Genomic DNA, 24,809 nt, shown 5'->3' on the forward strand with positions numbered 1-24,809 from the left:
AAAAAACGTACCCCAGCCATATGCTAGAGGTACGCTTTTTTAAGCCTTTTCCACTGGCACCCAGATTTCGCAGTAGGTGTCTTCTGGCTTTTCAGCAGGCGGTGCATACAATTCCAGGCTGTAGCCCGCCCGAACTCGGTACTCGCCATTGTTTGGCACCCAGTCGTTCCAAACCTGGGTGTTGACCGTCTGCAAGGATTCCGGCAACTTGCCCTTAATTGGGAAAACGGCCCAGGTCCCTTTGGCAAAAGTTACTGACTCACTAGCAGCCTTTTCCCATGGCAGGTAGGGATCAGCGATCAGGTAGCGGATCTTATCCCCCTGGTTCAGGCAAACGCCAAAAACGCCCTTGATCGCCCCTCTGTCTTCTTGCCAAAAAAGCGGTATCTGGCTATAGCAGTTTTCCAAGGCAAAATCCTTGCCAATCCCAGTTACGGTAAAGGTCTCTTTTTCTTCGATTCTAACTTCCATCGCTAGTCCCTCACTTGTTCGATTAGCCATTAACCATCCAGTCATGAAAATCGGGCGACTTTTGCGGATCATAGTGACCTTTTTCGTCGGAAACCACATTTTCAACTGGAATGTGCTTAACTAAATTAGCCCAATCTAGAGCTGTTGGCAATTTTTGGCCATAGGTTAAATCTTTCATGTTGCTACTCCTATTTAACTACTATTTTACTATAGCTTTTTTGCCAATTTCCAGCTGGGTGATTTTATTACATCTTCATCTGACTAATTTATGGCGGTGCCTGTTATTAATGATACAAGCAACTTTGTCAAAAAGGGGAAAAGTATCCTTAATATATTAACTAGCAAAGTGAAGGTCTCCCTAGTATATTAACTACCAAAGTTGAGGTCTCCTTGGTATAGCAACTAGATCTAGGACGAAAAAATTTTGATCTAGATAATATACAAAGGAGACCTCATCAGATCTAGATAATATACAAAGGAGGCCTCATCAAATCTAGATAGTATACAAAGGAGACCTCATCAAATCTAGATAGTATACAAAGGAGACCTCATCAAATCTAGATAATATACAAAGGAGATCTGACCACATCCAAACAAAATAAAAGCACCCATTTTTGGATGCTTTTACTTACCTATACAAAACTTATTTCCGCTCCAGCACGGTCACGCATTCGATATGCGGCGTCTGCGGGAACATGTCAACCGGTGAAACCAGGCTGGTCTGGTAGCCCTGGTCCATAAAAAGCTGGATGTCCCGGACCAAGGTTGCCGGGTTACAGGAGATGTACACAACCTTGGCTGGGCCAGTCTTGACTGCCGCGTCAATGAATTCTGGCGTCAACCCCTTACGCGGTGGGTCCACGAAGATCACGTCGGTCTTCAGGCCCTCGTCAGCCCACTTTGGCATCAGTTCTTCGGCCTTGCCGGCGTAGTACTTAGCATTGTGGATCTGGTTCAAGCGCGCGTTGTTCTTGGCGTCTTTAACCGCAGCCTTGACCACTTCCACGCCGCGGACTTCTCTAACGTACTTGGCCGCTGACAGACCAATGGTCCCGATCCCGGAATAAGCGTCCACGATCATGTCGCTTGGCTGAAGGTCGGCTTGGTCGATGGCCAATTTGTAGAGGCGCGGGGTTTGGGATGAGTTAATTTGGAAAAAGGACTGCGGGGAAATTTCGAAAGTCAAATCGCCAATCTTGTCGTCGATATACTTCTTCCCCCACAGGTGGTAGTCGTGCTTGCCCAAAATGACGTTGGTCTTTTGCGGGTTGTGGTTGAGGAAGATGGACTTGACGCCGTCAATCTCGCTAATGGCGTCAGTAACTTCCTTTAAGCCCTTAAAGTCCTTGTGGAGGCAGATCAGAACCACCATCAAGTCGCCCGTCGCCACGCCCCGGCGCACTTCTAGGTAACGAACTTCGCCGGCGTGCTTTTCTTCATCGTAGGCCGGCACGTGGTATTCACGCAAGATGTCGCGCACTGCTACCAGTACCCGGTCGATTTCAGGATCATTGGTGAAAAAGTCTTCTAGCGGCACCAAGTCATGAGAATGCCGTCTGAAAAAGCCGATCTCCAGCTGCCCCTTAACCGTTCTAACTGGCACCTGTGCCTTGTTCCGGTAGCCGGTCTTCAGCGGACTTTCCAGGGTGTCCGCCACTTCAATCTCGTCCAGGTGGGCCTTTTTGAGCAGTTCCACTACTTGCCGCTTCTTAAATTCCAGCTGCTTGTCATAAGTGAGGTGAGCTAAACTTGCTAGACCGCCTTGGACCGACTGGCGCAGAGGCACCTTGACCCGGTCTGGGCTTTCTTTAACGATCTCTTCGATCTTGGCAAAGGCAAAATTTTTCTTAGCCTTCAAGATCTTGGCCTTGACGATTTCGCCTGGCAGGGCGCTAGTCACAAAGACGGTTTCCCCGTCCACGTGCCCCACCCCCATGGCTTCATAGGACAAGTCCGTAATTTCAGCTTCAACGATTTGATTCTTTTGCATGTTCTTTTATTTACTCTTTCTAGTGTCTCTTCTGCGTTCTGGAAACATAAAGTTAATGATCGGAAAAGCCAGGTATAAGACCATCCCCACCCGGGGACTGAAGAAGGAAATCCCGATAAAGACCAGGTTCAAGGCAAACAGCCAGATTAGCCGCGTCCACGCGTATCGTCCAATCAAAATCCGGTAAATCTGCAGGTGCCGAATGGCCCGTCTAATGCCAGACAGCTCAGTCAAGAGCTCGAAGGATTGGACTAAAAAGTAGACAATCCCAAAGTTAACTACCGACATCACTGACAAGTCAGCCATCAGCCACTTAGTCATCACTGGCATCAAGGACAGGCTGGCTAAAAAGCAGAAATCGGCAATCATGGTTAGCTTACTAGCCTTACTGATAAAAAAGCTGAAGGTCTTATGGATTTGAAACCAAAAGTTGGCCACCACAAAAAAGGACAGCAGGTAAATGAAAATCTGCTTGGCAAAATCGGGATAGTCCGCGCTTTTCACTGGAGCTGCGATCTCCAGCACGATGATGGTAATAATAATGGCAATCACCCCATCGTTAAAGGTATTCAGGTGCTCAGCCAGCTTGCTGTCGCGCTCTTTTAAGGCTTTTTCCCGGTAGTCAATCATCTTTTGCCAGTCAGCCCGTTGCTCTGGCGTTAATTGATCTAGCATATCTTGCCGCTCTAAGGCCCTTTGACTAATTCTGTTCTTCATTCCCATCTTTTCACTTTCTCTTTTTCCATAAAAATAGAGTTTGACCAAAGTCAAACTCTATTATAACAGGTCTAGCCGATGTAGAACTCGATCCGTTGCTTTAAGTTTTCAAAAGTTACTGGGAACATGCCGCCTTCTTCCCCGTCTAAGTTGACGGACAGCTTGTCGCCGCGGTTGTCCCCGATCAGTTCAGCCTTCAGGCTAGTGGTCTTGGCGTAGATGATGTTCGGGTCATCCACGTGCTTGCCGTTTAAGGCCAAGGCCATGAGGCGCAGAAGATTGCCTGGGTCGCTTGGCTTAACCACGATCAACTGGAAGAGGCCGTCAGACAGCTCAGCATCCGGCATGATCTTTTCAAAGCCGCCGATGGAGTTGGTCATCCCCAGCAAGAGCAAGGACAGCTTGCCTTCGTAAACGCCACTGTCAAAAGTCAGCCGCATTTCGTTTTCCGTCAGGTGCGGCAGCATTTCCGCCCCCTTGATCAGGTAGGCCGCATAGCCAAGAGCCGACTTAACGTCAGAAGACACCCCATAGGTTAGTTCTGCCAATGAACCGGCCGCAGCAATGTTGACAAAGTACTTGTGCTGGCCATCGCCAAAGTCGGCCCGGCCCACGTCCATCTTTTGCACCTTGTTCTTCAAGATCACCCGCGCTGCCGCGCCAATGTCATCGCGCGGAATCTTCAAGGCCCGGGCGAAGTCGTTGGTGGTCCCGGCTGGAATAATGGCCATTCTTGGTCTTTGCTCTTCTGGCAAAAAGGCAATCCCGCTGACCACTTCGTTGATGGTCCCGTCGCCGCCGGCAGCGACAACTAGGTCAAAGCCATCCTTAGACACGCGAGTGGCTTCATGTTGGGCGCTAAAAGGCTCTGGCGTGGTTCTAAAGGCACTGGCTTCAAAGCCAGCCTGCTCTAAAACATCTAAAATATCCGCAACATTCTTGGGCATTTGCTCATGCCCAGAAACGGGGTTGTAAATTAAACGTGCACGCTTTGTCATTGCTACACCTTTTCCTTGTAAAAATTTTCTCTTTAGCGGGCGTTTAAGTCAGCCAGCAAGAGCTTGTTGATCACCTTTGGGTTGGCCTTGCCGCGAGTTTGCTTCATGATTTGACCAACCAAGAAGCCGATTGCCCGGTCCTTACCGTTCTTAAAGTCTTCAACTGATTGCGGGTTGTTGTCAACAACTTCCTTAACCATTGGGGCCAGAACGCTTTCGTCTGACAGCTGAGCCATGCCGTTTTCTTCAACGTACTTCTTAGGGTCAGTGCCGTTGGCAACAGTTTCAGCGAAGACCTTCTTAGCGATCTTGGATGAAATGGTGCCGTCTGAGATCAGCTTGATCATGGCTGCCAGGTTTTCTGGAGTCAAGGCAATGTCCTTGAGTTCAGCATGGTTTTCATTCAAGTAGCCGTTAACTTGGGTGTTCATCCAGTTTGCAGCTTGCTTTGGATCTGCACCAGCAGCGACCGCCTTGTCGAAGAAGTCTGAGCTTTCCTTGCTTTGGAGCAGGACGTTAGCATCGTATGGCTTAAGGCCATATTCGTTAACGTAGATGTCCCGGCGTTCGTCAGCCGTCTTTGGCAGGTTGGCGGCGATTTCGTCAACCCATTCCTTCTTGATGTGGTATGGAGCCAGGTCTGGTTCTGGGAAGTAGCGGTAGTCAGCGTCGCCTTCCTTGACACGTTCCAAGACAGTCTTGCCAGTGTTGGTGTCAAACCGGCGGGTTGAGATTTGTACCCGGCCACCGGACAAAAGGATTTGTTCTTGGCGCTTTTGTTCATAAGCCAGAGACAGGCGAACGTGTTCAAAGGAGTTCAGGTTCTTCATTTCGACCTTGGTACCGAATTCCTTTTGTCCGGCTGGACGGATGGAAATGTTGGTGTCAATTCTCATTGACCCTTCTTCCATCTTAACGTCAGAAGCCCCAGTAAATTGCACGATTTCCCGCAATTTTTCCAGGTAGGCTACAGCTTCGTCTGGGTCAGTCATTTCTGGTTCAGAAACAACTTCCAAAAGCGGAACCCCTTGACGGTTGTAGTCGACGTAGGAGAAGCCGTTAGTTCCGTGAGTGTTCTTACCGGCGTCTTCTTCGATGTGCATTTCGTGGATGTGGATCTTCTTCTTTTGCCCGTGAACTTCAACTTCCACATAGCCGTTTTCAGCCAGTGGCTTGAAGAATTGGGTAATTTGGTAAGCCTTTGGGTTGTCTGGGTAGAAGTAGTTCTTCCGGTCAAAGTGGGTTACCGGGTTAACGTGGGAGTGGGTAGCCAGGGCCACCATCAAACCAAGCCGGTAAACTTCCTTGTTGACCATTGGCAAGGTACCTGGGTAACCCCAGTCGATAACGTTAGTTTCCGTGTTTGGCTTTGCCCCGTAAGTTACTGGTGAAGGTGAAAAGATCTTACTCTTGGTCTTCAACTCAAAGTGGACTTCTAGACCGATCGTTGACTTAAAATTCATTTAGCTTAATCCTCCAATCCAGCTGGTTTTTGTTCATAGAACTTGTTGCTGCGTTCGATAAAGTCGGCTACTTGGAAGACGTGGCCTTCATCGAAGCGATTACCCATAATTTGGAAGCCGACTGGCATGCCAGTGGTTTCGCTCAAACCTGCTGGAACGCTGGCTGCTGGAATCCCAGCCATGTTGGCAGAAATGGTCAAGATGTCGTTGTTGTACATCTTGATTGGGTCAGAAATTTCTGAGTTCAGGTCAAAAGCAGTTTCGGTTGAAACTGGCCCAACGATTACGTCGTTGTCTGCAAAGACCTTGGCAAAGTCTTGGCAGATCAAGGTTCTAACCTTAGCGGCTTGCAAGAAGAACTTGTCGTAAGCACCAGCTGACAAGGCAAAGGAACCCAGCATGATTCTGCGCTTAACTTCGTCGCCGAAGCCTTCAGACCGGCTCTTTACGAAGACTTCTTCCAAGTTCTTGGCATCTTCAGCGCGGAAGCCGTAACGGATACCATCGTAACGTTCCAAGTTGGCAGAAGCTTCACTTGAAGCGATGATGTAGTAAGTTGGCACCACGTACTTGGTGTGTGGCAAAGAAACTTCGTTGATGATGGCGCCGTTTTCCTTCAAGAGGTCGATTTGGGCTTGTACAGCCTTCTTAACGCCGGCTTCAACGGCATCGCTCATGTATTCCTTAGGAACGGCTACGCGCAGGCCCTTAACGTCCTTGCCCAAGAAGGCAGTATAGTCAGGAACTTCCTTTTCAGAAACAGTTGCGTCGCGGTCGTCTGCGCCGGCAATCACGTTCAAGACTTCGGCTGAGTCCTTAACGCGCTTGGACATGACGCCGATTTGGTCAAGAGATGAAGCAAAGGCGATCAGACCCCAACGAGATACCCGGCCGTAAGTTGGCTTGATCCCGAAGATCCCGTTAAATGAAGCTGGCTGACGGATGGAGCCACCAGTGTCTGAACCCAAAGCCGCAACGACTTCACCGCTGGCAACAGCTGCTGCGGAACCACCGGAAGAACCGCCAGGAACCTTGTTCAAGTTCCAAGGGTTCTTGGTGTCGCCAAAGTATGAGGTTTCAGTTGAAGAACCCATGGCAAATTCGTCCATGTTGGTCTTGCCGATGATGGTTGCTTGGGCAGCCTTCAATTTAGCGACAACCGTTGATTCGTAAACTGGTTCAAAGTTGTAAAGGATGTGGCTGGCAGCCGTAGTCTTCAAGCCTTCAGTGATGATGTTGTCCTTGATGGCGATTGGCACGCCGGCCAACTTGTTGTCAAAGTTCAGGTCTTCTGCCACCTTGGCATCTTCATCAACAGTAATGAAGGCGTTGATCTTTTCGTCAGTCTTCTTGATGTTTTCAGCAGTGTCTTTGGCAAGCTGCTTGGCGTCCAGTTCGCCCTTCTTCAGCTTGTCGTTTAATGAATCAATCGTTTCGTTTAAGTAGTTCATTATTGGTCGTCATCCTTATCGATAATTACAGGTACCTTAACAAAGCCGTTGCTCTTGTCTGGTACATTCTTCATCATTTCATCGCGAGTTTGCCACTTTTCAGGAACGTCGTCTCTGAAGACAGTGTCGCGGTCAACTACTTGAACGGTTTCTTCAACGCCGTCAGTATTAACGGCTTGCAATTCTTCTGCCATTTCCAAGATCTTGCCCATTTGCGGGGTGAACTTGGTCAATTCTTCGTCGCTAAATTCAAGCTTAGCCAATTTGGCAACGTGCTTGATGGTATCGTTTGTTACCTTTTCCACTTAATTAACCTCCTAATTGCCGCCATAGATGTGAATGTTGTAAGACCCGGTTGCCGTGCCCTTAGAAATTACCGCCTGCGGGTCGTTGACCGAGGAAATCGTAATTTCGACAGGCGAGCTGGTGCCTAGGTACTTCTTAGCCCGATTCTTGACCGTTTGAGCAAAGCTTTGCACTTCCAGGTAGTTGTAGAACTGGGTCGTGATGGCAATGCTTTCGTAAGCCAGCTTGCCATCGTAGTAACGCAAGGTTGCCGTTACGCCGGAAACGTTCGGGAAGTAGTTTTCAATGTCGTCCTTGAAGCTGGTGAACTTGGATTGGTCACTGGCGCTGATCGGAGTGGCATTGTCAACCGTTGGCAAGACCTGGGTCTTTTCATTCACAGAATTCCATTTAGTTATTTTACTACTATTTGCGGCCGCTGTCCCATATGAGAAGTAAGTTCCCCCAACAATTGAGTCGGTATCGGTCTTAGAGAAGAGTCCAACCATGATCTGGACGTTCTTGTACTTCTTCTTGGCCTTCAAGCGGCTGATGATGGTGTTAGCCGTCTTTTGCCCAAAGGAGCGGCGGGTAGCCAAGGAAATCTTGGTGCTGTATTCCGTGCCGCCAGTGGTCTTAGTGTAGTAGTCAACCGAGTTCAGCCCCAAAGACAGGCTGATGCCGGCCAGCTTGTAGCTGGACCCGCTCTTGACGTAAAAGTCTTCTTCCATGATCTGCTGCAAGATGATCGGGTTCCGGGTGGTTGAGCCGGTCTTACCGTTGTTCTTTAAGTTCAGGCCTTCCTTGTTGGACTTAGAGTAGCGGCCCAGCCAGTTGGTGACGGTCGTTTCGTCTAATTGCTGCCCTTCTTGGATGACATAATTCTTGGTTGAGTAGACCTTCTTGGACAGGCGGATCAGCCCCCGCTCCATAGCCGACTCGTCCACGCTGTTGTCGTAGTTGGTGGCTTCTAGACCAGAAATTGCACTGGTTTGGTAGACGCCTTTTTTCAAAAGGACTGAGTAGTCGCCATCAGAAGTTGAAGTCGTTTGGTACTTCTTGGTGCTAGTCGAAGTCGTCGTTGAATTGCTGGCTAAGTCAGAATTCTTCAAATTGCCGCAGGCCACCAAAAAGACGCTGCAGCTCAATAATGCCATTGCCTGGAAAAATTTCTTCACTTTAATCAATCCTGCATCTTTCATTCTATTCGATCTTCGAGATTGCCTCTTGCTCGGTCAGGCGCGGAATCTCCAGCTTCTCGGCCTTGGCCAGTTTGGAGCCGGCGTCAGCCCCGTAAATCAGGTAATCCGTCTTCTTAGAAACAGAGCCCGTCACTTTGGCCCCCAAGGCTTCCAGTTTTTCGGTAAATTCCTTGCGGGAGTAGTGTTCTAATTTGCCAGTCAAGACCACGGTCTTGCCCTTGAAGAAGTTGTCTTCAGCTTCTTCAGGACTGGCGCCGAGATAATCCATGTTCACGCCGGCCTGCTTTAGCTCAGCTAAAAGCTTTTGTGCTTCTGCTTGCTTAAAGTAGGCGGTCAAAGATTCAGCAATCGTCATACCTATTGTATCGATTGCAGTCAGATCTTGCACGCTTGCCTGGGCGATTTTTGACATATTTTTAAATTTTTCCGAAATTAGCTTGGCGGCCTTGCCCCCGACATTGTCGATTCCTAGGCCAAAAAGGAGCAGCTCAAGTGAATTGCCCTTGCTCTGGTCGATAGCATTAAGCAAGTTGTTGATCGACTTTTCCTTGAAGTGAGGCAAAGCGGCCAGGTCATCAGCCGTCAGGTAGTAAAGGTCAGCCACGTTGTGGACCAGGCCCTGGTCAATCAGCTGGCGGACGATCTTGGGGCCAAGGCCCGCGATATTCATAGCCTGGCGGGAGGCAAAGTGGGTAATGCCTTCTTCGACTTGGGCTGGACAAGACGGGTTGATGCAGCGCAGAGCTACTTCGCCGTCTAAGTGAACTAATTCTTCGCCGCAGGAAGGGCACTTGCTTGGGACCTCATAAGGAGTTGAATCTACTGGCCGCTTTTTCAAGACAACTTCAGAAATTTCCGGAATGATGTCGCCGGCCTTGTGCAGCTTGACCGTGTCGCCGATTCTGACGTCTAACTTGGCCAGCAAATCAGGATTGTGAAGTGAGGCTCTAGCTACAGTTGTGCCGGCCAGTTCCACCGGGTCCATGACCGCCGTTGGCGTCACCACGCCGGTTCTCCCGACCGTCCACTCAATGTCGCGGACGAGGGTTTCGGCTTCTTCTGGCGGAAACTTGTAGGCAATTTCCCAGCGGGGCACCTTGACGGTGGCACCAAGCTCCTCTTGCAGGGCCAGGTCATCAACCTTTAAGACGATCCCGTCAATGCCGTAAGGAAGCCGATCTCTTTTTTCCGTAAATTCGTCGATGTAGGCAAAAACGGCATCCAGGTCTTCCAGTCTTCTGCCATTTTCATTGGTGTGAAAGCCCAGCTTGGCCATTTCGCCGATTGCCTGGTGCTGGCCCGTCACTGCTTCAGGCGGGTTGATCCAGGTATAGATGAAGGTGCTGAGCTGGCGCTTCTTGGTCACCTTGGGGTCCAGCTGCCTTAAAGAACCAGCTGCGGCGTTCCGCGGGTTGGCAAAAGTGGCCTCGCCCTGCTCATCCCGCTCAGCGTTTAGCTTGGCAAAGGCCTCCTTGCCCATGTAGCACTCGCCCCGAACTTCGGTGGTCAAGTTTTCCGGCAAAGTCTGCGGCACGTCCTGGATATAGCGGACGTTAGCCGTCACGTCTTCACCCACTTGTCCGTTGCCCCGAGTCGATGCCCGGAAAAGCTTGCCGTCTTGGTATTCAAGAGAAAGCGACAAGCCGTCGATCTTTAATTCCACGTTATAAGCAACCGGGTGGCCCACCAGCTTTTGGATCCGCTGGTCAAATTCTTCGAGTTCTTCTTTAGAAAAAACATCCCCCATGGACAGCATCGGTACCGGGTGCTCCACCTTAGGCAAGTCGCTATTGACGTCGCCGCCGACTTGCTGGGTGATGGAATCAGGCGTCACCAGGCTCGGGTATGCTTTTTCCAGCTCTAAGAGCCGGTTATATTTTTGGTCATAGACATTGTCTTCAACGACCGGGCTGTCTTTAGTGTAGTAGGCTTCTGCCCACTCTTTCAGCTGCTTGTTAAGGGCAGCTGCTTCTTTTTTTGCGTCTGCTAAAGCCATTTTTTCTACCTGCTAAATCTTCTTAATTGGGGCAAAGGCTGCTAAAAGCCGCTTCTTGCCCTTGGAGGCAAAGGCGATGTCTAATTCAACATCATCGCCTGAACCGTTAACCTTGATGACCACGCCCTTGCCCCAGCCCTTGTGCTCAACCTGGTCGCCTGGGTGCCAGCCTTCTTTTTCAGCACCGACCGCTCCCTTGGCCTTTTGGGCTTTGGGCATGGAAACGGGCTTATTTTTAGCAAAAGGCACCTTGATATCAAGCGGAGACGGCTTTGGACCAGAGTAGATCACGTCTAAGTCATCATCCTTGATTTCATCGATGAAGCGGGACTTCTGGTTGTGCTGGAAAGAGCCGTACATCATCCGGGAATAGGCGCTGGTCAGATACAGCTCTTCCCGGGCCCGGGTGATGCCGACATAGGCCAGGCGCCGCTCTTCTTCCAGCTGGTTGGGGTCTTCGTCCTTGATGGCGCGGCCTAGCGGGAAGAGGTTGTCTTCCATCCCGATCAAGAAGACCACTGGGAATTCCAGCCCCTTGGCCGCGTGCAGGGTCATCAAAGTCACCTTGTCGTCGCTTTCCAGGTCGTCTTGGTCGCTTAACAGGGACACTTCTGCCAAAAAGTCGCTCAGGCGGCTGCTGTCTTCACTTTCTTCGTAGTTATCGTCAAACCGCTTGGTAACTGACAGGAATTCCTGCAAGTTTTCTAGACGGGTGGCCGCTTCTAGAGACCCTTGCGCTTCTTCGTCTTTTAACGCCTTATTATAGCCAAAGACTTCTAAAACTCTTTCCGTCAAATCCGTCACGGTGTTGGTCTCGGCAAAGGCGATTACGCTGGCCAGCTGGTCGCTGAAGGCCAGGATCTTGCGGGCCGCGGCGCTAGAGACGTCAGACAGCTCAACGTTGCGGGCGGCTTCGTAGATCCCGCCCCCCATCTGGTCAGCAAAGGCAGTCAGGCGCGCTACGCTGGCAGCCCCGATCCCTCTTTTTGGCACATTGATGATCCGGTTGAAGCTCATGGAGTCGCTAGGGTTAGCGATCAGCTTCAGGTAGGCCATGATGTCTTTGATTTCCTTCCGGTCATAGAACTTGTGGCCGCCGACGATTTGGTATGGGACATTGGCTTCAACCAGGGTTTCTTCCATGGTCCGGGACTGGGCGTTGGTCCGGTAAAGAATCGCGAAGTCTTGGTACTTGCGCTTTTTCGCCTTGACTTCTTCTCTAATCTTGGACAAGACGAAGCGGGTTTCGTCCCGGTCGCTTTGGGCCTGATAGTAATGGACCTTGTCCCCGTCGCCCTTGTCCGTCCACAGGCGCTTGGCCTTGCGGTTTTCGTTGTGGTCGATCACGGCGTTAGCAGCCTTCAAGATGTGCCCAGTTGACCGATAGTTTTGTTCCAGCTTGACGGTCTTAGCGCTCTTGTAGTCCTTTTCAAAGTTGAGGATGTTTTCCATGTTGGCCCCGCGCCAGCCGTAGATGGACTGGTCGGCATCCCCAACCACGCAGATGTTTTGGTATTTCTTGGCCAAAAGGTGGCAGAGTTCGTACTGGGCCTCGTTGGTGTCCTGGTATTCGTCAACTAAGATGTAGCGGAACTTGTTTTGATAGTATTCCAGGGTGTCTGGGCTTTCCTTAAACAGGACCAGGGTCTGCATGATCAAGTCGTCAAAGTCGAGGATCATGTCCCGCTCCAGGCTTCCTTGGTACTTGCGGTAAACATCGCTGACCACTTTTTCAAAAGGACTAGCGGCTTGGGCCTTGTATTGGCTTGGGGTCAAGAGGTTGTTTTTCGCATTGGAAATCTGGCCTAAGATGCTGCGGGGTTGGTAGAGCTTAGGATCCAGGTCCAGTTCCTTCAAAATGCGCTTGATCAGGGTCACCTGCTCTGACGGGTCAGCAATGGAAAAGTCTCGGTCGTAGCCAATCTGCTGGCCATCCCGGCGCAAGATGCGGACGCAGAGGGAGTGGAAGGTGGACATCCAGATGTCCCGGGCTTCGTCGCCCAAGAGCTTTTCTTCTCTTTCCTTCATTTCCTTGGCAGCCTTGTTGGTGAAGGTAATGGCCAGGATCTGCCAGGGAGCGACCCGCTTTTCTTCAACCAGGTAGGCGATTCTTCTGGTCAAAACGGAGGTCTTCCCAGAGCCAGCCCCAGCGATGACCAAGAGCGGTCCCTCGGTCGTCTCTACTGCATCTACTTGCTGCGGGTTTAATCCTTGTAAAATTGCTGTTTCTGTCATGCACGTACCCTTTCATTGGAAAAATCTTGCTTACCTATTATAGCAAAAAAAGCCGCCAAAAGATTGGCGGCTGTTTGCTTAATTATCGTATTGGTTTAAGTTGAATTGCTCGATCAGGTTGGTCAGTTTGGTGGCGTAATCGGGATCGGTCGCGTAGCCATCGGTGACTAAGGCCTTGGCCTGCTCGGGATAGTTTTTGGCATTTAAGACGTCCTTATACTGGTTCTTGTTCCAGGTCGTCCCCTCTTGGAAGAGGCGGTTGTGGGCCCGGATCGATGCTTCATAAGAGTCGTAGATCTGGAAGCGCGCCTTGACCGTGACCCACTTGCCGTTGGTGTATTCCTTGGTTGTCATGACCGCTGAGGTAGTCTTGCTGGTCCCCTTGACGCCAAACAGGTTGTTGTACTTTTGGGCCAAGTCGCTTTGGCCATAGTTGGACTCCAAGCAGGCCTGGGCGATAGTAATGCTTGGCAAAAGCTTAGTCCCCTTGTCCACTTTTTGAGCAACCGGCGCCACCTTTTTAATAAAGTCCTTCTTCTGCTTTAAGAGCTTGGCGGCAGCTTCTTTCTTGGCTAATTCCGCTTGACGCACCTGCTCTTGCTCTAAGGCCTGGCGCCGGTAGTAGCGAAAGGCCACGAAGGCTCCCATCAGGAGCAAAACAATGGCAAAAACGCGGACGATGGTAATGGTCGTTTGCTGATTCTTACTGCGGTTTCTTCTTGGCATAAGACACCTTTTTCCTAACTAACGACGCGCAAGCCGCTTGTTGACGGCGCTGGCAATAACTGGGGTAACTATACCGCTAAAGGCTGATTCAAGCAAGCAGTTGGCGCCTAAGGCAACGAATAGCACAGCTAAAAGGTTGCCGGAATTTTTCCCTAAAGCGACCAAGAGCTGGTGAGAATTATTGCCGTACCACAGGGCTGACAGCAAGATCACGAACAAGGTGTTGGTGACTGACGCCGTAATTCCGCTGAGGCAATAGGCCAAACTTTTTTTCTGTAAAGGCAATTTGCCAACTAGGCCGGCAAAATACCCGCTCAGGATCCGCGGCACCAGGCAGATCAGGGGATTTTGGAAAAGCAAGATGGTAACCAGGCCATTTGGCGCTGTGTAGGCCCGAAAGAGGCTGGTTAAGCCCCAAACCAGGCCAAAGACCGCGCCAGCTTTTGGCCCCATTAAGCAGGCGTAGATGGCCACGGTCAAGGGAATGGTCGTCACGGCCGGCAATCCCGGAAAAATCGTGATGTAGCCAATATTGGGAATAAAGGCTTCTAAGAGTAAAATGGCGATAAAAACGGCCGTAATCGTCATCTTGAGCGTTTTTTGCCGGCGCGTGGCATCATACATGTTGGACTGATCCCCCTAAACTAGTTTGCTTTTATTTGTTGTCTTATATTATACTGTTTTTTCTTTGAGGATAACAAAAAAAGGAGCCGTTATTCCTAACGACTCCCACACATGCGGACGAGAAGACTTGAACTTCCACGACCTAAAGCGGTCACAAGATCCTTAGTCTTGCGCGTCTGCCAATTCCGCCACGCCCGCAATACAGATAATAGTATAGCAGGCAAAAAGCTTTTTGGCAAGGCTATTTTTTCAGTAAAGTGAATTTTCCGCGGCAGCGGGCACAGACATACCGCCTGGTATTGAGCCGGCGGACCCGGTAAAGGTCCTGCCCGCACCCCTGGCAGCGGTAGTGGTACTTGCGCTGCAGCTTACGCCTTTGGCCGATATCTGGCGCATAGCGGCTGCCCCCTACTTTTTGGAGCAGAGTCTTAAAGTCCCGGTCCTTATGCTGGTAGCCTAACCCCAAGAGGTGGAGGTGGTAGTGGGTGAGTTCATGCTTGATGATGCCAGGAAGATATTCCCGATTTTTGGCTTCTAAAAAATGGGCATTGATCTCGATATGGTGATCATCCAGATGGTAGCGGCCCCCCGTCGTCTTCATCCGGCGGTTGATCTTAACCTGGTGAAGAAAAGGTCGACCAAAATACTTGAGTGAAATATCTTCAACGAGTTTTTGTAATTCTGCTTCAGTCATGAGGCTATTTTACTCTATTTTTTGGCTAGTCGCTTAAATCCGCACCTCTAGAAGCGATGACCTTCTTGTACCAGTAGAAGGAGTCCTTCGGGATCCGCTTGAGCGTCCCTTCGCCCTTGTCGTCGCGGTCAACGTAGACAAAGCCGTAGCGCTTGCGCATTTCGCCCGTCCCGGCACTGACTAAGTCGATGCAGCCCCACATGGTGTAGCCCATCAGGTCAATGCCGTCAAGGTTAATGGCATCCCGCATGGAGGCGATGTTTTGCTGCAGGTAGGAAATTCTTTCCTTGTCGTGGATGTGGCCATCTTCAGCGATCTGGTCCTTGACGCCGATCCCGTTTTCCACGATCCAAAGCGGCTTGTGGTATCTGTCCCACAAGATGTTTAAGGCGATCCGCAAAACGTCTGGGTCAATCGCCCAGCCCCAGTCGTTGGTCTTCAGATATGGGTTGGTGACCCCGCCCATCAAGTTGCCGCCGCTGACTTCTTGGCCATCGTGCGTGGTAATGGTCGAAGAAGCGTAGCAAGAGAAGCTCAAGAAGTCGGCTGGGTACTTAGCCAAGAGTTCATAGTCTTCTGGCTGGTCGTCCAGCTTGATGCCTTTTTGCTCGTATTCCTTCCAGATCCAGTCTGGGTAGCGGCCGCCGGTTTGGACGTCGCTGTAAAAAAGCGTCCAGTCATTAGCCTTTAAAGCGGCCAGTTGGTCCTTCGGGTCCGCCGTTAATGCGTAAAATGGCTGGAAGGCCAGCATCTGCCCCACCTTGATTTCTGGATCAATTTCGCGGGCTGCCTTGACGGTCAAGGCGCTAGCCACGAATTGGTTGTGAGCACCCTTAGCCTTAGATTCGTCGTCATCGGTCAACAGGCCGCCAGCCACGAAGGGCATCATGGACATGCAGTTGATTTCGTTGAAGGTCAGGTAGTACTTGACCTTGCCCTTGTAGCGCTTCATGACGGTCTTGGCGTACTTAACGAAGAAGTCGATCAACCGCCGGTCAGTCCAGCTATTGTACTTGATGGACAAGTTGAGCGGCGTTTCGTAGTGAGACAGGGTTACCAGGGGCTCAATCCCGTACTTGCGGCATTCGTCAAAGACCTTATCGTAAAATTCCAAGCCCTTTTCATTGGGCTCAGCGTCGTCGCCATTTGGAAAAATCCGCGCCCAGTTGATAGACAAGCGGAAGCACTTAAAGCCCATTTCCGCCATCAGCTTGATGTCTTCTTGGTAGTGGTGGTAAAAGTCGGTTGCCGTGTGGCTTGGGTAGTAGTAGCCGTCCACAACAGCTGGAATGGCGTCTTTGGGGAAATTGATGCTCTTGCCAAAAGCCATTTCGACATAGCCGGTTTCACCTGTAGCTGGCTTGCCCCAGGTAATCTTGCGGGGCTCGGTGTGGCTGCCGTTGGTCATGACGTCTGACGTAGACAGGCCCTTGCCATCTAGGTTATAGGCACCTTCATATTGGTTGGCGGCAGTGGCCCCGCCCCAAAGGAAGTCTTTTGGAAATTCGGCCATAATTTTGCTCCTTATTTTTTGATTTAACAGGTAAAGGCCGAGGCATCCCGCCCCAGCCTAAGTGAAATTTGAAGTTTTTGATTAATTGTTTTTGATTTAAGAAATTGAGATATTAAAGATAGAAAAAACGTTTTTGAGAATGCGAGGATTTTTAGACTAATCGCTTAAGTCCGTACCATCAGAAGCGATGACCTTCTTGTACCAGTAGAAGGAGTCCTTTGGAATCCGCTTGAGCGTCCCTTCGCCCTTGTCATCGCGGTCAACGTAGATGAAGCCGTAGCGCTTGGACATTTGGCCAGTACCGGCAGAAACGCAGTCGATGCAGCCCCAAGTGGTGTAGCCACGCAGGTCAACGCCGTTTTCGATGGCCTTGCCCATGGCTTCGATGTGCTGGCGGAGGTAGTCGATCCGGTAGGAGTCGTGAACCGTGCCATCTTCTAATTTGTCAACGGCGCCCAGACCATTTTCCACAACCATCACTGGCAATTCATAGCGGTCATAGATCGTTTCCAGGTAGTATTGCAAGCCAGTTGGGTCAGTTGCCCAGCCCCATTCTGAGTAGTTCAGGTATGGGTTCTTGGCACCAGCTGCAAAGTTGCCGCCAACCTTGTCTTTGACTTCGTGGGTGGTTACCATGTTGGACATGTAGTAAGAGAAGGTGTACATGTCAACCATACCTTCTTTCAGGTCCTTTAAGTCCTGGTCAGTGATGTCCAGGTGAACGTCATGTTCAGCCCACAAGCGCTTGGCAAAAGTTGGGTACTTGCCCTTGCATTGAACGTCGCCGCAGTAGAAGATGTTTTGTTCCCAGTTGTAGCGGTTCAAAAGCACATCCTTAGGGTCAGGAGAGCCTGGGTAGAAGACGATCCCGCAGATCATGTTGCCGACTACGTAGTTTGGATCGATTTCGTGAGCTGCCTTGACAGCGCGGGCTGAGGCCACGAATTCGTAGTGCAGCTTTTGGTAGTTGTGCTGGTAGTCTTCGTCGCTGCCACCACCGCCAAAAGTTGACAGGCCCAGCAAGGCGGTGTTGATTTCGTTAAAGGTCAGCCAGTACTTAACCAGGCCCTTGTATTCCTTGAACAAGGTCGTTGCGTACTTAACGTAGGCATCGATCATGCCGCGGTCGCCCCAATCGTTGTATTTTTCGCTAAGAGTCAATGGGTCTTCATAGTGGGAAATCGTAACAAGTGGTTCAATGTCGTACTTCTTCAGTTCTTCAAAAACCCGGCGGTAGAAGTCCAAGCCTTCTTGGTTTGGTTCATCTTCTAAGCCTGTAGGGAAAATTCTGGTCCAAGCAATGGACAGACGGTAAACCTTAAAGCCCATTTCGGCAAAAAGCTTGATGTCTTCCTTGTAGTGGTGGTAAAAGTCGATCGCCACGTGGTTAGGATAGTATTCATCATCAAAGATCGCGCCCTTAGCGCCCTTTGGCAAGCCTTGGCCTGGCAGAGCCGGACTCTTTTGCTTCTTGCCATCCAAGGTGTAAGTCAAGTAACGCGGTGCTTCTAATGAACCGGCCGTTTGCACGTCAGTTACAGACAAGCCCTTGCCGCCTTCATTATAGCCACCTTCTACTTGGTTAGCGGCGGTTGCCCCGCCCCACAAAAAGCCTTTTGGAAATTCAGTCATTTTGCTTATACTCTCCTTTTTTCTAAAAACTTACTAAACCTTACTAGCTAAATCGCTTTCTATTTTTCGCTACTTCAATTCTAGCAGATTTTGGCCAACTTCAACTGGACCAAGGTCAGCCTTTACGCTTTCGTAATCCTTGGAGTTGGTAATGACGACTGGTGAAGTTAGGTCGTAGCCTTGCTTTTGAATGCCGTCTAAGTCGAACTTGATCAATTCTTGGCCAGGCTTGACGCTTTGACCCTTTTCAACCAGGGTTTCAAAGCCCTTGCCTTGCAGGTTGACCGTATCCATGCCCAGGTGGATCAGGATTTCGGCACCGTTTTCGCTCTTTAAGCCGATGGCGTGGCCAGTTGGGAAGACCATCATGACCGTGCCGGCTACTGGTGAGTGCAATACTCCCTCAGCTGGCTTAATGGCAGCCCCTTGGCCCATGGCACCTGAGGCAAAAACATCGTCTTTAACTTCGCTTAAGTCAACGGCTTCACCCTTAAGTGGTGATACCAAGGTTTCTGCCTTAACGCCGGCAGCGGCGGTTTCAGTAGTTACAGTTTCGTTTGCATTTGAGCTTGCAGTAGCAGCTGGGGCACCAGCGGTGGCCAAGGCTGCATCGTCTTCGCCGTAAAGCTTAGGAATCTTAGTGAACATGGTGAGGACAAAGCCCAGTACCAAAGCAATCACGCCGCAGATGATCAGGTGGATCAAGTCAGCGTATGAACCCGTCTTAGGGTTGATGAAGGATGGAAAGGCGAAAATCCCCATACCGCCGAAGGCGTACATCTTAATATCAAAGATACCGCAGACTGCACCTTGGATGGCACCAGCAATACAAGTCATGATGAAAGGCTTTCTCATTGGCAAGGTAACACCGTAGATAGCCGGTTCAGTAACGCCGAAGATTGAAGACAGCAGAGCTGGAGTAGCAATTTCCTTAACCTTCTTTTCCTTGGTCTTCAAAATGATGGCTGCCAAGGCCCCGGTTTGGGCAAAGCAGATCATGACGCTGGCGTTGATCATGACCCCTTGACCCTTTTGAGCAATTTCCATTAAGGCTAGTGGCACCAGACCCCAGTGCAGACCGAACATAACCAGGACTTGCCACAAGGCACCTAAGACAATCCCGTAAACAATTGGACTTACGCCGTAAATTGCAGTAAAGGCATTACCAACCCAAGTTGAAGCGGTGTTAGCTACTGGCCCAATTACCATGAGCGAAACCGGGATTGAGATCAGCAAGGTGATTAATGGCACACCGAACATCTTAACGTCAGTTGGCATCCACTTCTTGGTCCACTTTTCAATTAATGAGGCAAACCAAACAGCCACAATAATTGGGACCACCGTTGAGTAGTAGCCGCCGCTTGGCAAGCTGAGCGGAAGCCCAAAGAGCTTGGTAGTGGACTTAACCGTGGTAGTCAAGGTTGGGTAAAGCATGGCCCCAGTCAAGGCAAAGGCAGTAAACTGGTCCATCTTGAACTTCTTAGCACTCGTATAAGCCAGGAAGAATGGCAGGAATTGGAACATCCCATCCCCCATGGCGTTGAAGAGAATGTACAGCCCTGACGTGGTTGGTACGCCGCTGGCGGCTAAGATAGCGGTAATCCCCTTCAAGATACCGGCTGCACTAAGGACACCCAGCATTGGCTGGAAGACGCTGGAAATCAGGTCGATGAAGCGGTCAAAAAGGTTGCCCTTTGGCGCTTCTTCTGCGTCATCTTCGGCAACTTCGCCGACGCCCTTGATGTTGCTATTTTTCAAAACTGCGTCGTAAACGTCGCCAACTTCGTTGCCGATTACCACTTGGTACTGGCCGCCGGCCTTAGCAACAGTGATGACGCCGTCACGCTTTTTCAAGTAATCCGTATCAGCCTTGCTTTCATCTTTCAAGACAAAACGCAGGCGGGTCACGCAGTGCTTCAAGGAAGAAACGTTCTCTTCCCCGCCCACGTGGGCCACAATATCTTTAGCTAATTCATCGTAATTCTTAGCCATGATTAAAACTCCTTAAATTTAAACTAAATGATTTGAGAATTTAGTTTTAATCAAAAGAAAAACCCAGCAAGGGCTACAAACTAACAATAGCCATTGCCGGGTTCATGCCTGGTCGAACCAGTAACACACCACACAATACTAGAAAATTGATAAAAAAAGAGTCTACTAAGGCTAAAGCAAGTATTGCGTTTAGTTCTGTAGTAGACCCATGCCTAATTTAATAGTAACACGTCTTTTGATGCTTTTATTATGCCAGGATTTGGAAGCGGTGTCAATAGAGAGCTTTGATTTTTTGAAAAAATCTTTTCTGACTACTTCTCTTCTTCCCGGTGGGTGACCCGCCAGATGTGGAGGATCAGGTAAACCCGGTCATCTGGCGTGAGGGTCCAGCCCGCCTTATTTTGCAGGTAAGTCTGGATCCGGTCGACAGTTTCCTTTTCTTCTGGATACTTGGCCTCCATCAAGGCCAAGATAGCTGGATCCAGCTCGGCTGCATCCTTGCTGCCAACGATTTTGCGCACCATCAGGGCCCGCATGTGGCCGACAAAGCGCTGGTAGTTGAAGCTGCTTTCGTCCAGGGTCATCCCATACTGGAACTGGATGATGTTGACGATCCCCGTGATGTACTGGGCCAGGCGGACCGTGTCTTGCAATTTGGTGCCGTCAGATTCAGCGTTGATGAAGTGGTACATGAGGTAGACGGCCTCGCTCTTGGACATCTCGATGTGGGTAGTTTCTTCGATAATCTTTACGGCTTCTTCAGCCATCCGGTATTCTTTTGGAAAAAGCTTCGTCCCTTCCCAAGCTACCGTCCCGTCGGGTACGGCCCCGCCGTCCAGCGTTCTTTTAACAGCGAAGTCGATGTGGTCAGCCAGGGCAAAGTACTGGTAGCCGGTAAAAGTGAGCTGGTATTCGTCCGCCATCTTTTTAACGATCTGGTCGGTTGCCTCAAAAGCCTTGGGCGTGATGCCGGCCACCACGTCGGGCTCGACTTCTTCGTCTTTTTCTGAGGCAAAGCGACGCTCGATCTTGGCTTCAGGCACCTGCATCCCCGGCTTCAAGCCAAAGCCGACCCCCTTGCCGGTCACGATCCATTCCTGCCCTTGGTCGTCTTTGACCAAGGCCGCATTATTGTTGTAATTTTTGATAAATTCCATAACTCTAACTCTCACACATAAAAAAGTCTGCACTTTCCCCTTAAATGGAGAAGGTGCAGACTAATGCCCATCCGGTAACACGTCTAATAACATATGTTAGCGGTAACACGGGCCTTTTGTCAAGCTTTTGTCAATTAGTTTTGGTCCTTTTTTCTTTCAAAAAACTTGACGATTTCCACGATCAGGATCATCAAGATTCCCATGCCTAGGACCACCAGCCACTGGTCGAGGTTCAGCTCGGAGACAGCGAAGACCTTGGTCAAAAATGGCAGCTCTACGGCAGCCATGACGAGGGCGGAGATCAAAATGGCAATATTGAACCACTTGCTCTTCAAGGTGTTCACTTGGAAGATGGACTGCTTGATGTACTTGGAGTTAACTGCGTGGAAGAGCTGGATCAGGCCCAAAGTCAAGAAGGCCATAGTCAAGGCATCTTCGTGCGGGTTAGATCCGTGCGGCAGAGCGTGGAGGCCTAAACCGTAGGTGGTCAAGACCAAGACCCCTTCGAGGATCCCCTGGTAGATGATGGAGCTGGCTACGCCGCCTGAGAAGAAGTTGGAGTTCTTCCCGCGAGGCTTTTTCTTCATAATGCCTTGCTCAATTGGCTCAACGCCCAAGGCGATGGCTGGCAGGGTGTCAGTGACCAGGTTGATCCAGAGCAGCTGGACTGGCTTTAAGACGTCCCAGCCAAGCAAGGTCATCATGAAGACCGTCAAGACTTCGCCGACGTTGCAGCTCATCAGGTACAGGATGGCCTTTTGAATATTGGCAAAAACCTTCCGCCCCTGCTTCACGGCTTCAACGATGGTCGCAAAGTTGTCGTCGGCCAAGACCATGTCGGCCGCACCTTTGGAGACTTCAGTCCCAGTGATCCCCATGCCGACCCCGATGTCGGCTTGCTTCAAACTTGGGGCGTCGTTAACGCCGTCACCGGTCATGGCCACGATCTTGCCATTAGCCTGCCAGGCCTTGACGATTCTTACCTTGTGCTCAGGAGAAACCCGGGCGTAAACGGAGTAGTCGCCCACGTGCTTGGTGAAATAGTCGTCGCTCAATTTGTCCAGCTGAGCCCCGGTAATGACGGCTTCGTCTCGGCCTTTTTCAACCAAGCCCAGCCGTTCAGCAATGGCTTGGGCGGTAACTTGGTGGTCACCGGTAATCATGATCGTTCTGATGCCGGCAGCATGGGCTTCCTTGATGGCGTCCTTGGCTTCTGGCCGTTCAGGGTCGATCATGCCGACTAAGCCGGCAAAGATCAGGTCTTGTTCAACATTGTCGGTGGTTGGGTCAGCGTAAGGCTGGTCAACGTACTTGTAGGCCATGGCCAAAACCCGCAAGGCCTGTTTGGCCATCTGGTTGTTGGTGTCCAGGATAGCTTTTTTCTGCTTATTGCTAATGTCGGATAAGTCGCCGTTGATGTCGACGTACTTAACCCGCTCCAACAGCATGTCGGGCGCACCCTTGACGGCGACCATGAAGCGGCCGTTGTACTTGTTGACAGTACTCATCAGCTTGCGTTCAGAGTCAAATGGCACTTCTTCCACTCTTGGGTGCTCGCTTAAAAAATCCAGGACTTTCAAGTTCTTGTGGAAGCCATATTGGACCAGGGCCGTTTCGGTTGGGTCACCGAGGAGTTCACCCCCGTCTTGGATCTTGGTGTCGTTGGCCAGCAGCATGGTGATCATAGCTGGGTTGGCCAGGTCGATGTCGTCGCTAGAATCGTGTAAAATGCCGTCGTAGTAGACTTTTTCCACGGTCATCCGGTTCTGGGTCAAGGTCCCAGTCTTGTCAGACGCGATAATGTCGGTTGCGCCGAGCGTTTCAACGGCTGGCAACTTGCGGACGATGGCCTTGTGGTCAGCCATGGCCTGAGTGCCCAGGGCCAAGATGATGGTGACGATGGCCGGCAAGCCTTCTGGGATAGCGGCGACAGCCAGGGAAACGGCCGTCAAGAACATGTCAATCAAGAGGGCGTTCATCGGTTCATGTTGCGGGTTGCGGATGACCCCGATGATGAAGACGATCACGCAGATGGCCAGGATCATGTAGGTCAGGGTCTTGCCTAATTGGTTGAGGTTTTGCTTGAGCGGAGTATCCGTTTCGTCAGCCTCGTTCAGCATCTTGGCAATGTTGCCGACCTCGGTCTCCATCCCGGTGGCAACGACGATCCCTTCGCCGCGGCCGTAGGTGACGTTGGTGCTGGAGTAGGCCATGTTGATCCGGTCGGCCAGGGCCACGTCGTCTTTTTGCAGGACTTCGTTGCTTTTTTCAACAGGCACGGACTCACCGGTCAAGGCTGCTTCTTCAATCTTGAGGCTTTCGGCCACGGTGAGGCGGAGGTCAGCCGGTACCACGTCGCCGGCTTCCAGCAAGACGATGTCGCCAGGGACCAGGTCGGTTGACGGCACCTCAACAACGGCGCCATCTCGCCGGACCTTGGCGCTCGGCGTTGACATGTCCTTCAAGGCCTCAATCGCCGCTTCAGACCGAGCTTCTTGGATGACGCCGAGAATGGCGTTCAGCAAAACGACGATCAAGATGATACCGGCGTCGGTCCATTCCTGGGCCACCGCGCCGGACAAAGCGGCGGCGACCAGCAAGACGATGATCATCAAATCTTTGAACTGGTCAATGAAGCGGGCAAACATTGACCGCTTCTTTTTGCCAGCAAGGGCGTTGGCCCCGTATTTGGCTAAGCGCTCTTTAGCGCTGCTGTCAGATAGCCCCTTGTTGGTGTCGGTGTCGAACTCGGCCAGCAAGCTGGGGATATCCTGCTTGTAGTAGGTCTTAGCCATTTTTTCTACCTCCTTATGAAAAAAGAGACTTACGTGCCCCGGCTTAGCCGCTGGCACATAAGTCTCACTAATTAAGACAAGCCCAGAAGGCGCAGTGCCTTCGGCTGTTGGTCTTGTCGCAAGTCTGGTTAGGCTTGCCGTTACTCCCTTATGATTGAATAATCATTTTCATCTTTAATATACCAAAAATGGGGTGGTTTAACAAGGAAGATTTTTTTGGGGGACGGGGTGAGACGCGGGAGCTGGGTTGAGGCGGCGATCATTTTGGGCAGCAGCATCGCTTCGGTTGAGATCATTTTGAGCCTTTTTTAAAAAATAATTTTTCAACCGTAATTCTTGCTGCACACGAATTTACTCAACTGCGGAAAATGCTGCTCACGAACTTACTCAACCAAAACCAAACCGTGCACAAAAACTATGTCAACTAGCAAATTGATTGCACACAAGTTTACTCAAGTAAGAAAAAAGCTGCTCATGATCTTACTCAACTAAGGGCGATCGGCGAGCAGCCATGTGGTAATAAGTCAAGACGAAATTGAAAAATAATTCGAGTAAAAGTTTGTTTGAAACCTGAAATTTGAGTGCACGAAACTAAGCCCTACCTAAAGGGATTTTTTTCAAAGTTTGATTAAAAACAGTGTTTTATTTTTAGACCAATCACCTCGGTGTTCGATAGATTTGGCCATTTTTGAGCAAAATGAAAATGACCCTAATTAATTTTCTTGCAGTTAATACGCAAGCTCGTTTATGCGAGGAAAAAGTTGCTTCGTCATACTTCTTTCGGTAATACTGGGCAAAAACAGGATCTCTTAGTCTTATTAAGTTGGCAGCTTCAACTAAATAATATCTTAGATACCTGTTACCAGTT

At 50.4% G+C, this 24,809-nt stretch carries 20 protein-coding genes, 1 tRNA gene and 1 pseudogene; all 22 read right to left on the reverse strand.

The window, feature by feature from the left end; all coding sequences use genetic code 11:
- Positions 1-39: 39 nt before the first annotated feature.
- A complete protein-coding gene (locus ACI4WN_RS06795) occupies positions 40-471 on the reverse strand; it encodes a GyrI-like domain-containing protein (protein WP_439777527.1) in 432 nt (143 codons plus the stop codon).
- 22 nt (positions 472-493) lie between these two features.
- Positions 494-649 (reverse strand): AbrB family transcriptional regulator, encoded by a 156-nt coding sequence (locus tag ACI4WN_RS06800; protein WP_439777528.1) that lies wholly within the window; start codon positions 647-649, stop codon positions 494-496.
- Between the two features lie 465 nt (positions 650-1,114).
- Positions 1,115-2,461: a 23S rRNA (uracil(1939)-C(5))-methyltransferase RlmD gene (gene rlmD, locus ACI4WN_RS06805; RefSeq protein WP_439777529.1), complete on the reverse strand. Its 1,347-nt coding sequence runs from the start codon at positions 2,459-2,461 to the stop codon at positions 1,115-1,117.
- A gap of 6 nt (positions 2,462-2,467) precedes the next feature.
- Complete coding sequence (locus ACI4WN_RS06810) at positions 2,468-3,178, reverse strand: TMEM175 family protein (RefSeq protein WP_154486157.1); 711 nt, start codon at positions 3,176-3,178, stop codon at positions 2,468-2,470.
- 71 nt (positions 3,179-3,249) lie between these two features.
- Positions 3,250-4,176 (reverse strand): diacylglycerol kinase family lipid kinase, encoded by a 927-nt coding sequence (locus ACI4WN_RS06815; RefSeq protein WP_439777530.1) that lies wholly within the window; start codon positions 4,174-4,176, stop codon positions 3,250-3,252.
- 32 nt (positions 4,177-4,208) lie between these two features.
- On the reverse strand, positions 4,209-5,639 hold the full coding sequence (gene gatB / locus ACI4WN_RS06820) for an Asp-tRNA(Asn)/Glu-tRNA(Gln) amidotransferase subunit GatB (protein WP_009558052.1): 1,431 nt from the start codon (positions 5,637-5,639) through the stop codon (positions 4,209-4,211).
- Positions 5,640-5,644: 5 nt separating this feature from the next.
- The gene (gatA, locus tag ACI4WN_RS06825; RefSeq protein WP_439777531.1) at positions 5,645-7,090 is read right to left on the reverse strand and encodes an Asp-tRNA(Asn)/Glu-tRNA(Gln) amidotransferase subunit GatA; all 1,446 of its coding nucleotides are present in this window, start codon (positions 7,088-7,090) and stop codon (positions 5,645-5,647) included.
- Positions 7,090-7,395, reverse strand: coding sequence for an Asp-tRNA(Asn)/Glu-tRNA(Gln) amidotransferase subunit GatC (gene gatC, locus ACI4WN_RS06830; RefSeq protein ID WP_008460309.1), 306 nt, complete (start codon positions 7,393-7,395; stop codon positions 7,090-7,092). The genes gatA and gatC overlap by 1 nt, the downstream gene beginning before the upstream one ends.
- A 12-nt stretch (positions 7,396-7,407) precedes the next feature.
- On the reverse strand, positions 7,408-8,553 hold the full coding sequence (locus ACI4WN_RS06835; protein ID WP_439777532.1) for a CamS family sex pheromone protein: 1,146 nt from the start codon (positions 8,551-8,553) through the stop codon (positions 7,408-7,410).
- A gap of 25 nt (positions 8,554-8,578) precedes the next feature.
- Positions 8,579-10,573, reverse strand: coding sequence for an NAD-dependent DNA ligase LigA (gene ligA / locus ACI4WN_RS06840; RefSeq protein ID WP_439777533.1), 1,995 nt, complete (start codon positions 10,571-10,573; stop codon positions 8,579-8,581).
- A 12-nt stretch (positions 10,574-10,585) separates the two neighbouring features.
- The gene (gene pcrA / locus ACI4WN_RS06845; protein ID WP_439777534.1) at positions 10,586-12,808 is read right to left on the reverse strand and encodes a DNA helicase PcrA; all 2,223 of its coding nucleotides are present in this window, start codon (positions 12,806-12,808) and stop codon (positions 10,586-10,588) included.
- A 78-nt stretch (positions 12,809-12,886) separates the two neighbouring features.
- Entirely contained in the window at positions 12,887-13,534 is a 648-nt protein-coding gene (locus ACI4WN_RS06850; RefSeq protein WP_154486163.1) for a glycoside hydrolase family 73 protein, read from the reverse strand.
- An 18-nt stretch (positions 13,535-13,552) separates the two neighbouring features.
- Positions 13,553-14,158: an ECF transporter S component gene (locus ACI4WN_RS06855; RefSeq protein ID WP_439777535.1), complete on the reverse strand. Its 606-nt coding sequence runs from the start codon at positions 14,156-14,158 to the stop codon at positions 13,553-13,555.
- A 112-nt stretch (positions 14,159-14,270) separates the two neighbouring features.
- A tRNA-Leu gene (locus ACI4WN_RS06860) sits at positions 14,271-14,356 on the reverse strand.
- A 43-nt stretch (positions 14,357-14,399) separates the two neighbouring features.
- On the reverse strand, positions 14,400-14,852 hold the full coding sequence (locus ACI4WN_RS06865) for a SprT family protein (protein ID WP_439777536.1): 453 nt from the start codon (positions 14,850-14,852) through the stop codon (positions 14,400-14,402).
- A 25-nt stretch (positions 14,853-14,877) separates the two neighbouring features.
- Positions 14,878-16,365 carry a glycoside hydrolase family 1 protein gene (locus ACI4WN_RS06870; protein WP_439777537.1) on the reverse strand — a complete coding sequence of 496 codons (1,488 nt, stop codon included), beginning with the start codon at positions 16,363-16,365 and terminating at the stop codon, positions 14,878-14,880.
- Between the two features lie 156 nt (positions 16,366-16,521).
- A complete protein-coding gene (locus tag ACI4WN_RS06875; protein ID WP_439777538.1) occupies positions 16,522-17,997 on the reverse strand; it encodes a glycoside hydrolase family 1 protein in 1,476 nt (491 codons plus the stop codon).
- Positions 17,998-18,066: 69 nt separating this feature from the next.
- On the reverse strand, positions 18,067-19,989 hold the full coding sequence (locus ACI4WN_RS06880) for a beta-glucoside-specific PTS transporter subunit IIABC (protein ID WP_439777539.1): 1,923 nt from the start codon (positions 19,987-19,989) through the stop codon (positions 18,067-18,069).
- 311 nt (positions 19,990-20,300) lie between these two features.
- The gene (locus tag ACI4WN_RS06885; protein WP_439777540.1) at positions 20,301-21,146 is read right to left on the reverse strand and encodes a PRD domain-containing protein; all 846 of its coding nucleotides are present in this window, start codon (positions 21,144-21,146) and stop codon (positions 20,301-20,303) included.
- Positions 21,147-21,280: 134 nt separating this feature from the next.
- Positions 21,281-23,941 carry a calcium-translocating P-type ATPase, PMCA-type gene (locus ACI4WN_RS06890; RefSeq protein WP_439777541.1) on the reverse strand — a complete coding sequence of 887 codons (2,661 nt, stop codon included), beginning with the start codon at positions 23,939-23,941 and terminating at the stop codon, positions 21,281-21,283.
- Positions 23,942-24,081: 140 nt separating this feature from the next.
- Positions 24,082-24,237 (reverse strand): hypothetical protein, encoded by a 156-nt coding sequence (locus ACI4WN_RS06895; RefSeq protein WP_439777542.1) that lies wholly within the window; start codon positions 24,235-24,237, stop codon positions 24,082-24,084.
- Between the two features lie 361 nt (positions 24,238-24,598).
- A pseudogene (locus ACI4WN_RS06900) lies at positions 24,599-24,809 on the reverse strand (IS110 family transposase); the annotation flags it as partial.

This window comes from Lactobacillus sp. (assembly GCF_051893255.1).
Lineage (GTDB): Bacteria > Bacillota > Bacilli > Lactobacillales > Lactobacillaceae > Lactobacillus.

What these genes read in the sequence shown, in the direction of transcription:
- ACI4WN_RS06795 (WP_439777527.1), bottom strand. Translation starts at nt 471, where the DNA reads ATGGAAGTTAGAATCGAAGAAAAAGAGACCTTTACCGTAACTGGGATT.
- ACI4WN_RS06800 (WP_439777528.1), bottom strand. Translation starts at nt 649, where the DNA reads ATGAAAGATTTAACCTATGGCCAAAAATTGCCAACAGCTCTAGATTGG.
- rlmD (WP_439777529.1), bottom strand. Translation starts at nt 2,461, where the DNA reads ATGCAAAAGAATCAAATCGTTGAAGCTGAAATTACGGACTTGTCCTAT.
- ACI4WN_RS06810 (WP_154486157.1), bottom strand. Translation starts at nt 3,178, where the DNA reads ATGAAGAACAGAATTAGTCAAAGGGCCTTAGAGCGGCAAGATATGCTA.
- ACI4WN_RS06815 (WP_439777530.1), bottom strand. Translation starts at nt 4,176, where the DNA reads ATGACAAAGCGTGCACGTTTAATTTACAACCCCGTTTCTGGGCATGAG.
- gatB (WP_009558052.1), bottom strand. Translation starts at nt 5,639, where the DNA reads ATGAATTTTAAGTCAACGATCGGTCTAGAAGTCCACTTTGAGTTGAAG.
- gatA (WP_439777531.1), bottom strand. Translation starts at nt 7,090, where the DNA reads ATGAACTACTTAAACGAAACGATTGATTCATTAAACGACAAGCTGAAG.
- ligA (WP_439777533.1), bottom strand. Translation starts at nt 10,573, where the DNA reads ATGGCTTTAGCAGACGCAAAAAAAGAAGCAGCTGCCCTTAACAAGCAG.
- pcrA (WP_439777534.1), bottom strand. Translation starts at nt 12,808, where the DNA reads ATGACAGAAACAGCAATTTTACAAGGATTAAACCCGCAGCAAGTAGAT.
- ACI4WN_RS06850 (WP_154486163.1), bottom strand. Translation starts at nt 13,534, where the DNA reads ATGCCAAGAAGAAACCGCAGTAAGAATCAGCAAACGACCATTACCATC.
- ACI4WN_RS06855 (WP_439777535.1), bottom strand. Translation starts at nt 14,158, where the DNA reads ATGTATGATGCCACGCGCCGGCAAAAAACGCTCAAGATGACGATTACG.
- ACI4WN_RS06865 (WP_439777536.1), bottom strand. Translation starts at nt 14,852, where the DNA reads ATGACTGAAGCAGAATTACAAAAACTCGTTGAAGATATTTCACTCAAG.
- ACI4WN_RS06870 (WP_439777537.1), bottom strand. Translation starts at nt 16,365, where the DNA reads ATGGCCGAATTTCCAAAAGACTTCCTTTGGGGCGGGGCCACTGCCGCC.
- ACI4WN_RS06875 (WP_439777538.1), bottom strand. Translation starts at nt 17,997, where the DNA reads ATGACTGAATTTCCAAAAGGCTTTTTGTGGGGCGGGGCAACCGCCGCT.
- ACI4WN_RS06880 (WP_439777539.1), bottom strand. Translation starts at nt 19,989, where the DNA reads ATGGCTAAGAATTACGATGAATTAGCTAAAGATATTGTGGCCCACGTG.
- ACI4WN_RS06885 (WP_439777540.1), bottom strand. Translation starts at nt 21,146, where the DNA reads ATGGAATTTATCAAAAATTACAACAATAATGCGGCCTTGGTCAAAGAC.
- ACI4WN_RS06890 (WP_439777541.1), bottom strand. Translation starts at nt 23,941, where the DNA reads ATGGCTAAGACCTACTACAAGCAGGATATCCCCAGCTTGCTGGCCGAG.
- ACI4WN_RS06895 (WP_439777542.1), bottom strand. Translation starts at nt 24,237, where the DNA reads ATGATCTCAACCGAAGCGATGCTGCTGCCCAAAATGATCGCCGCCTCA.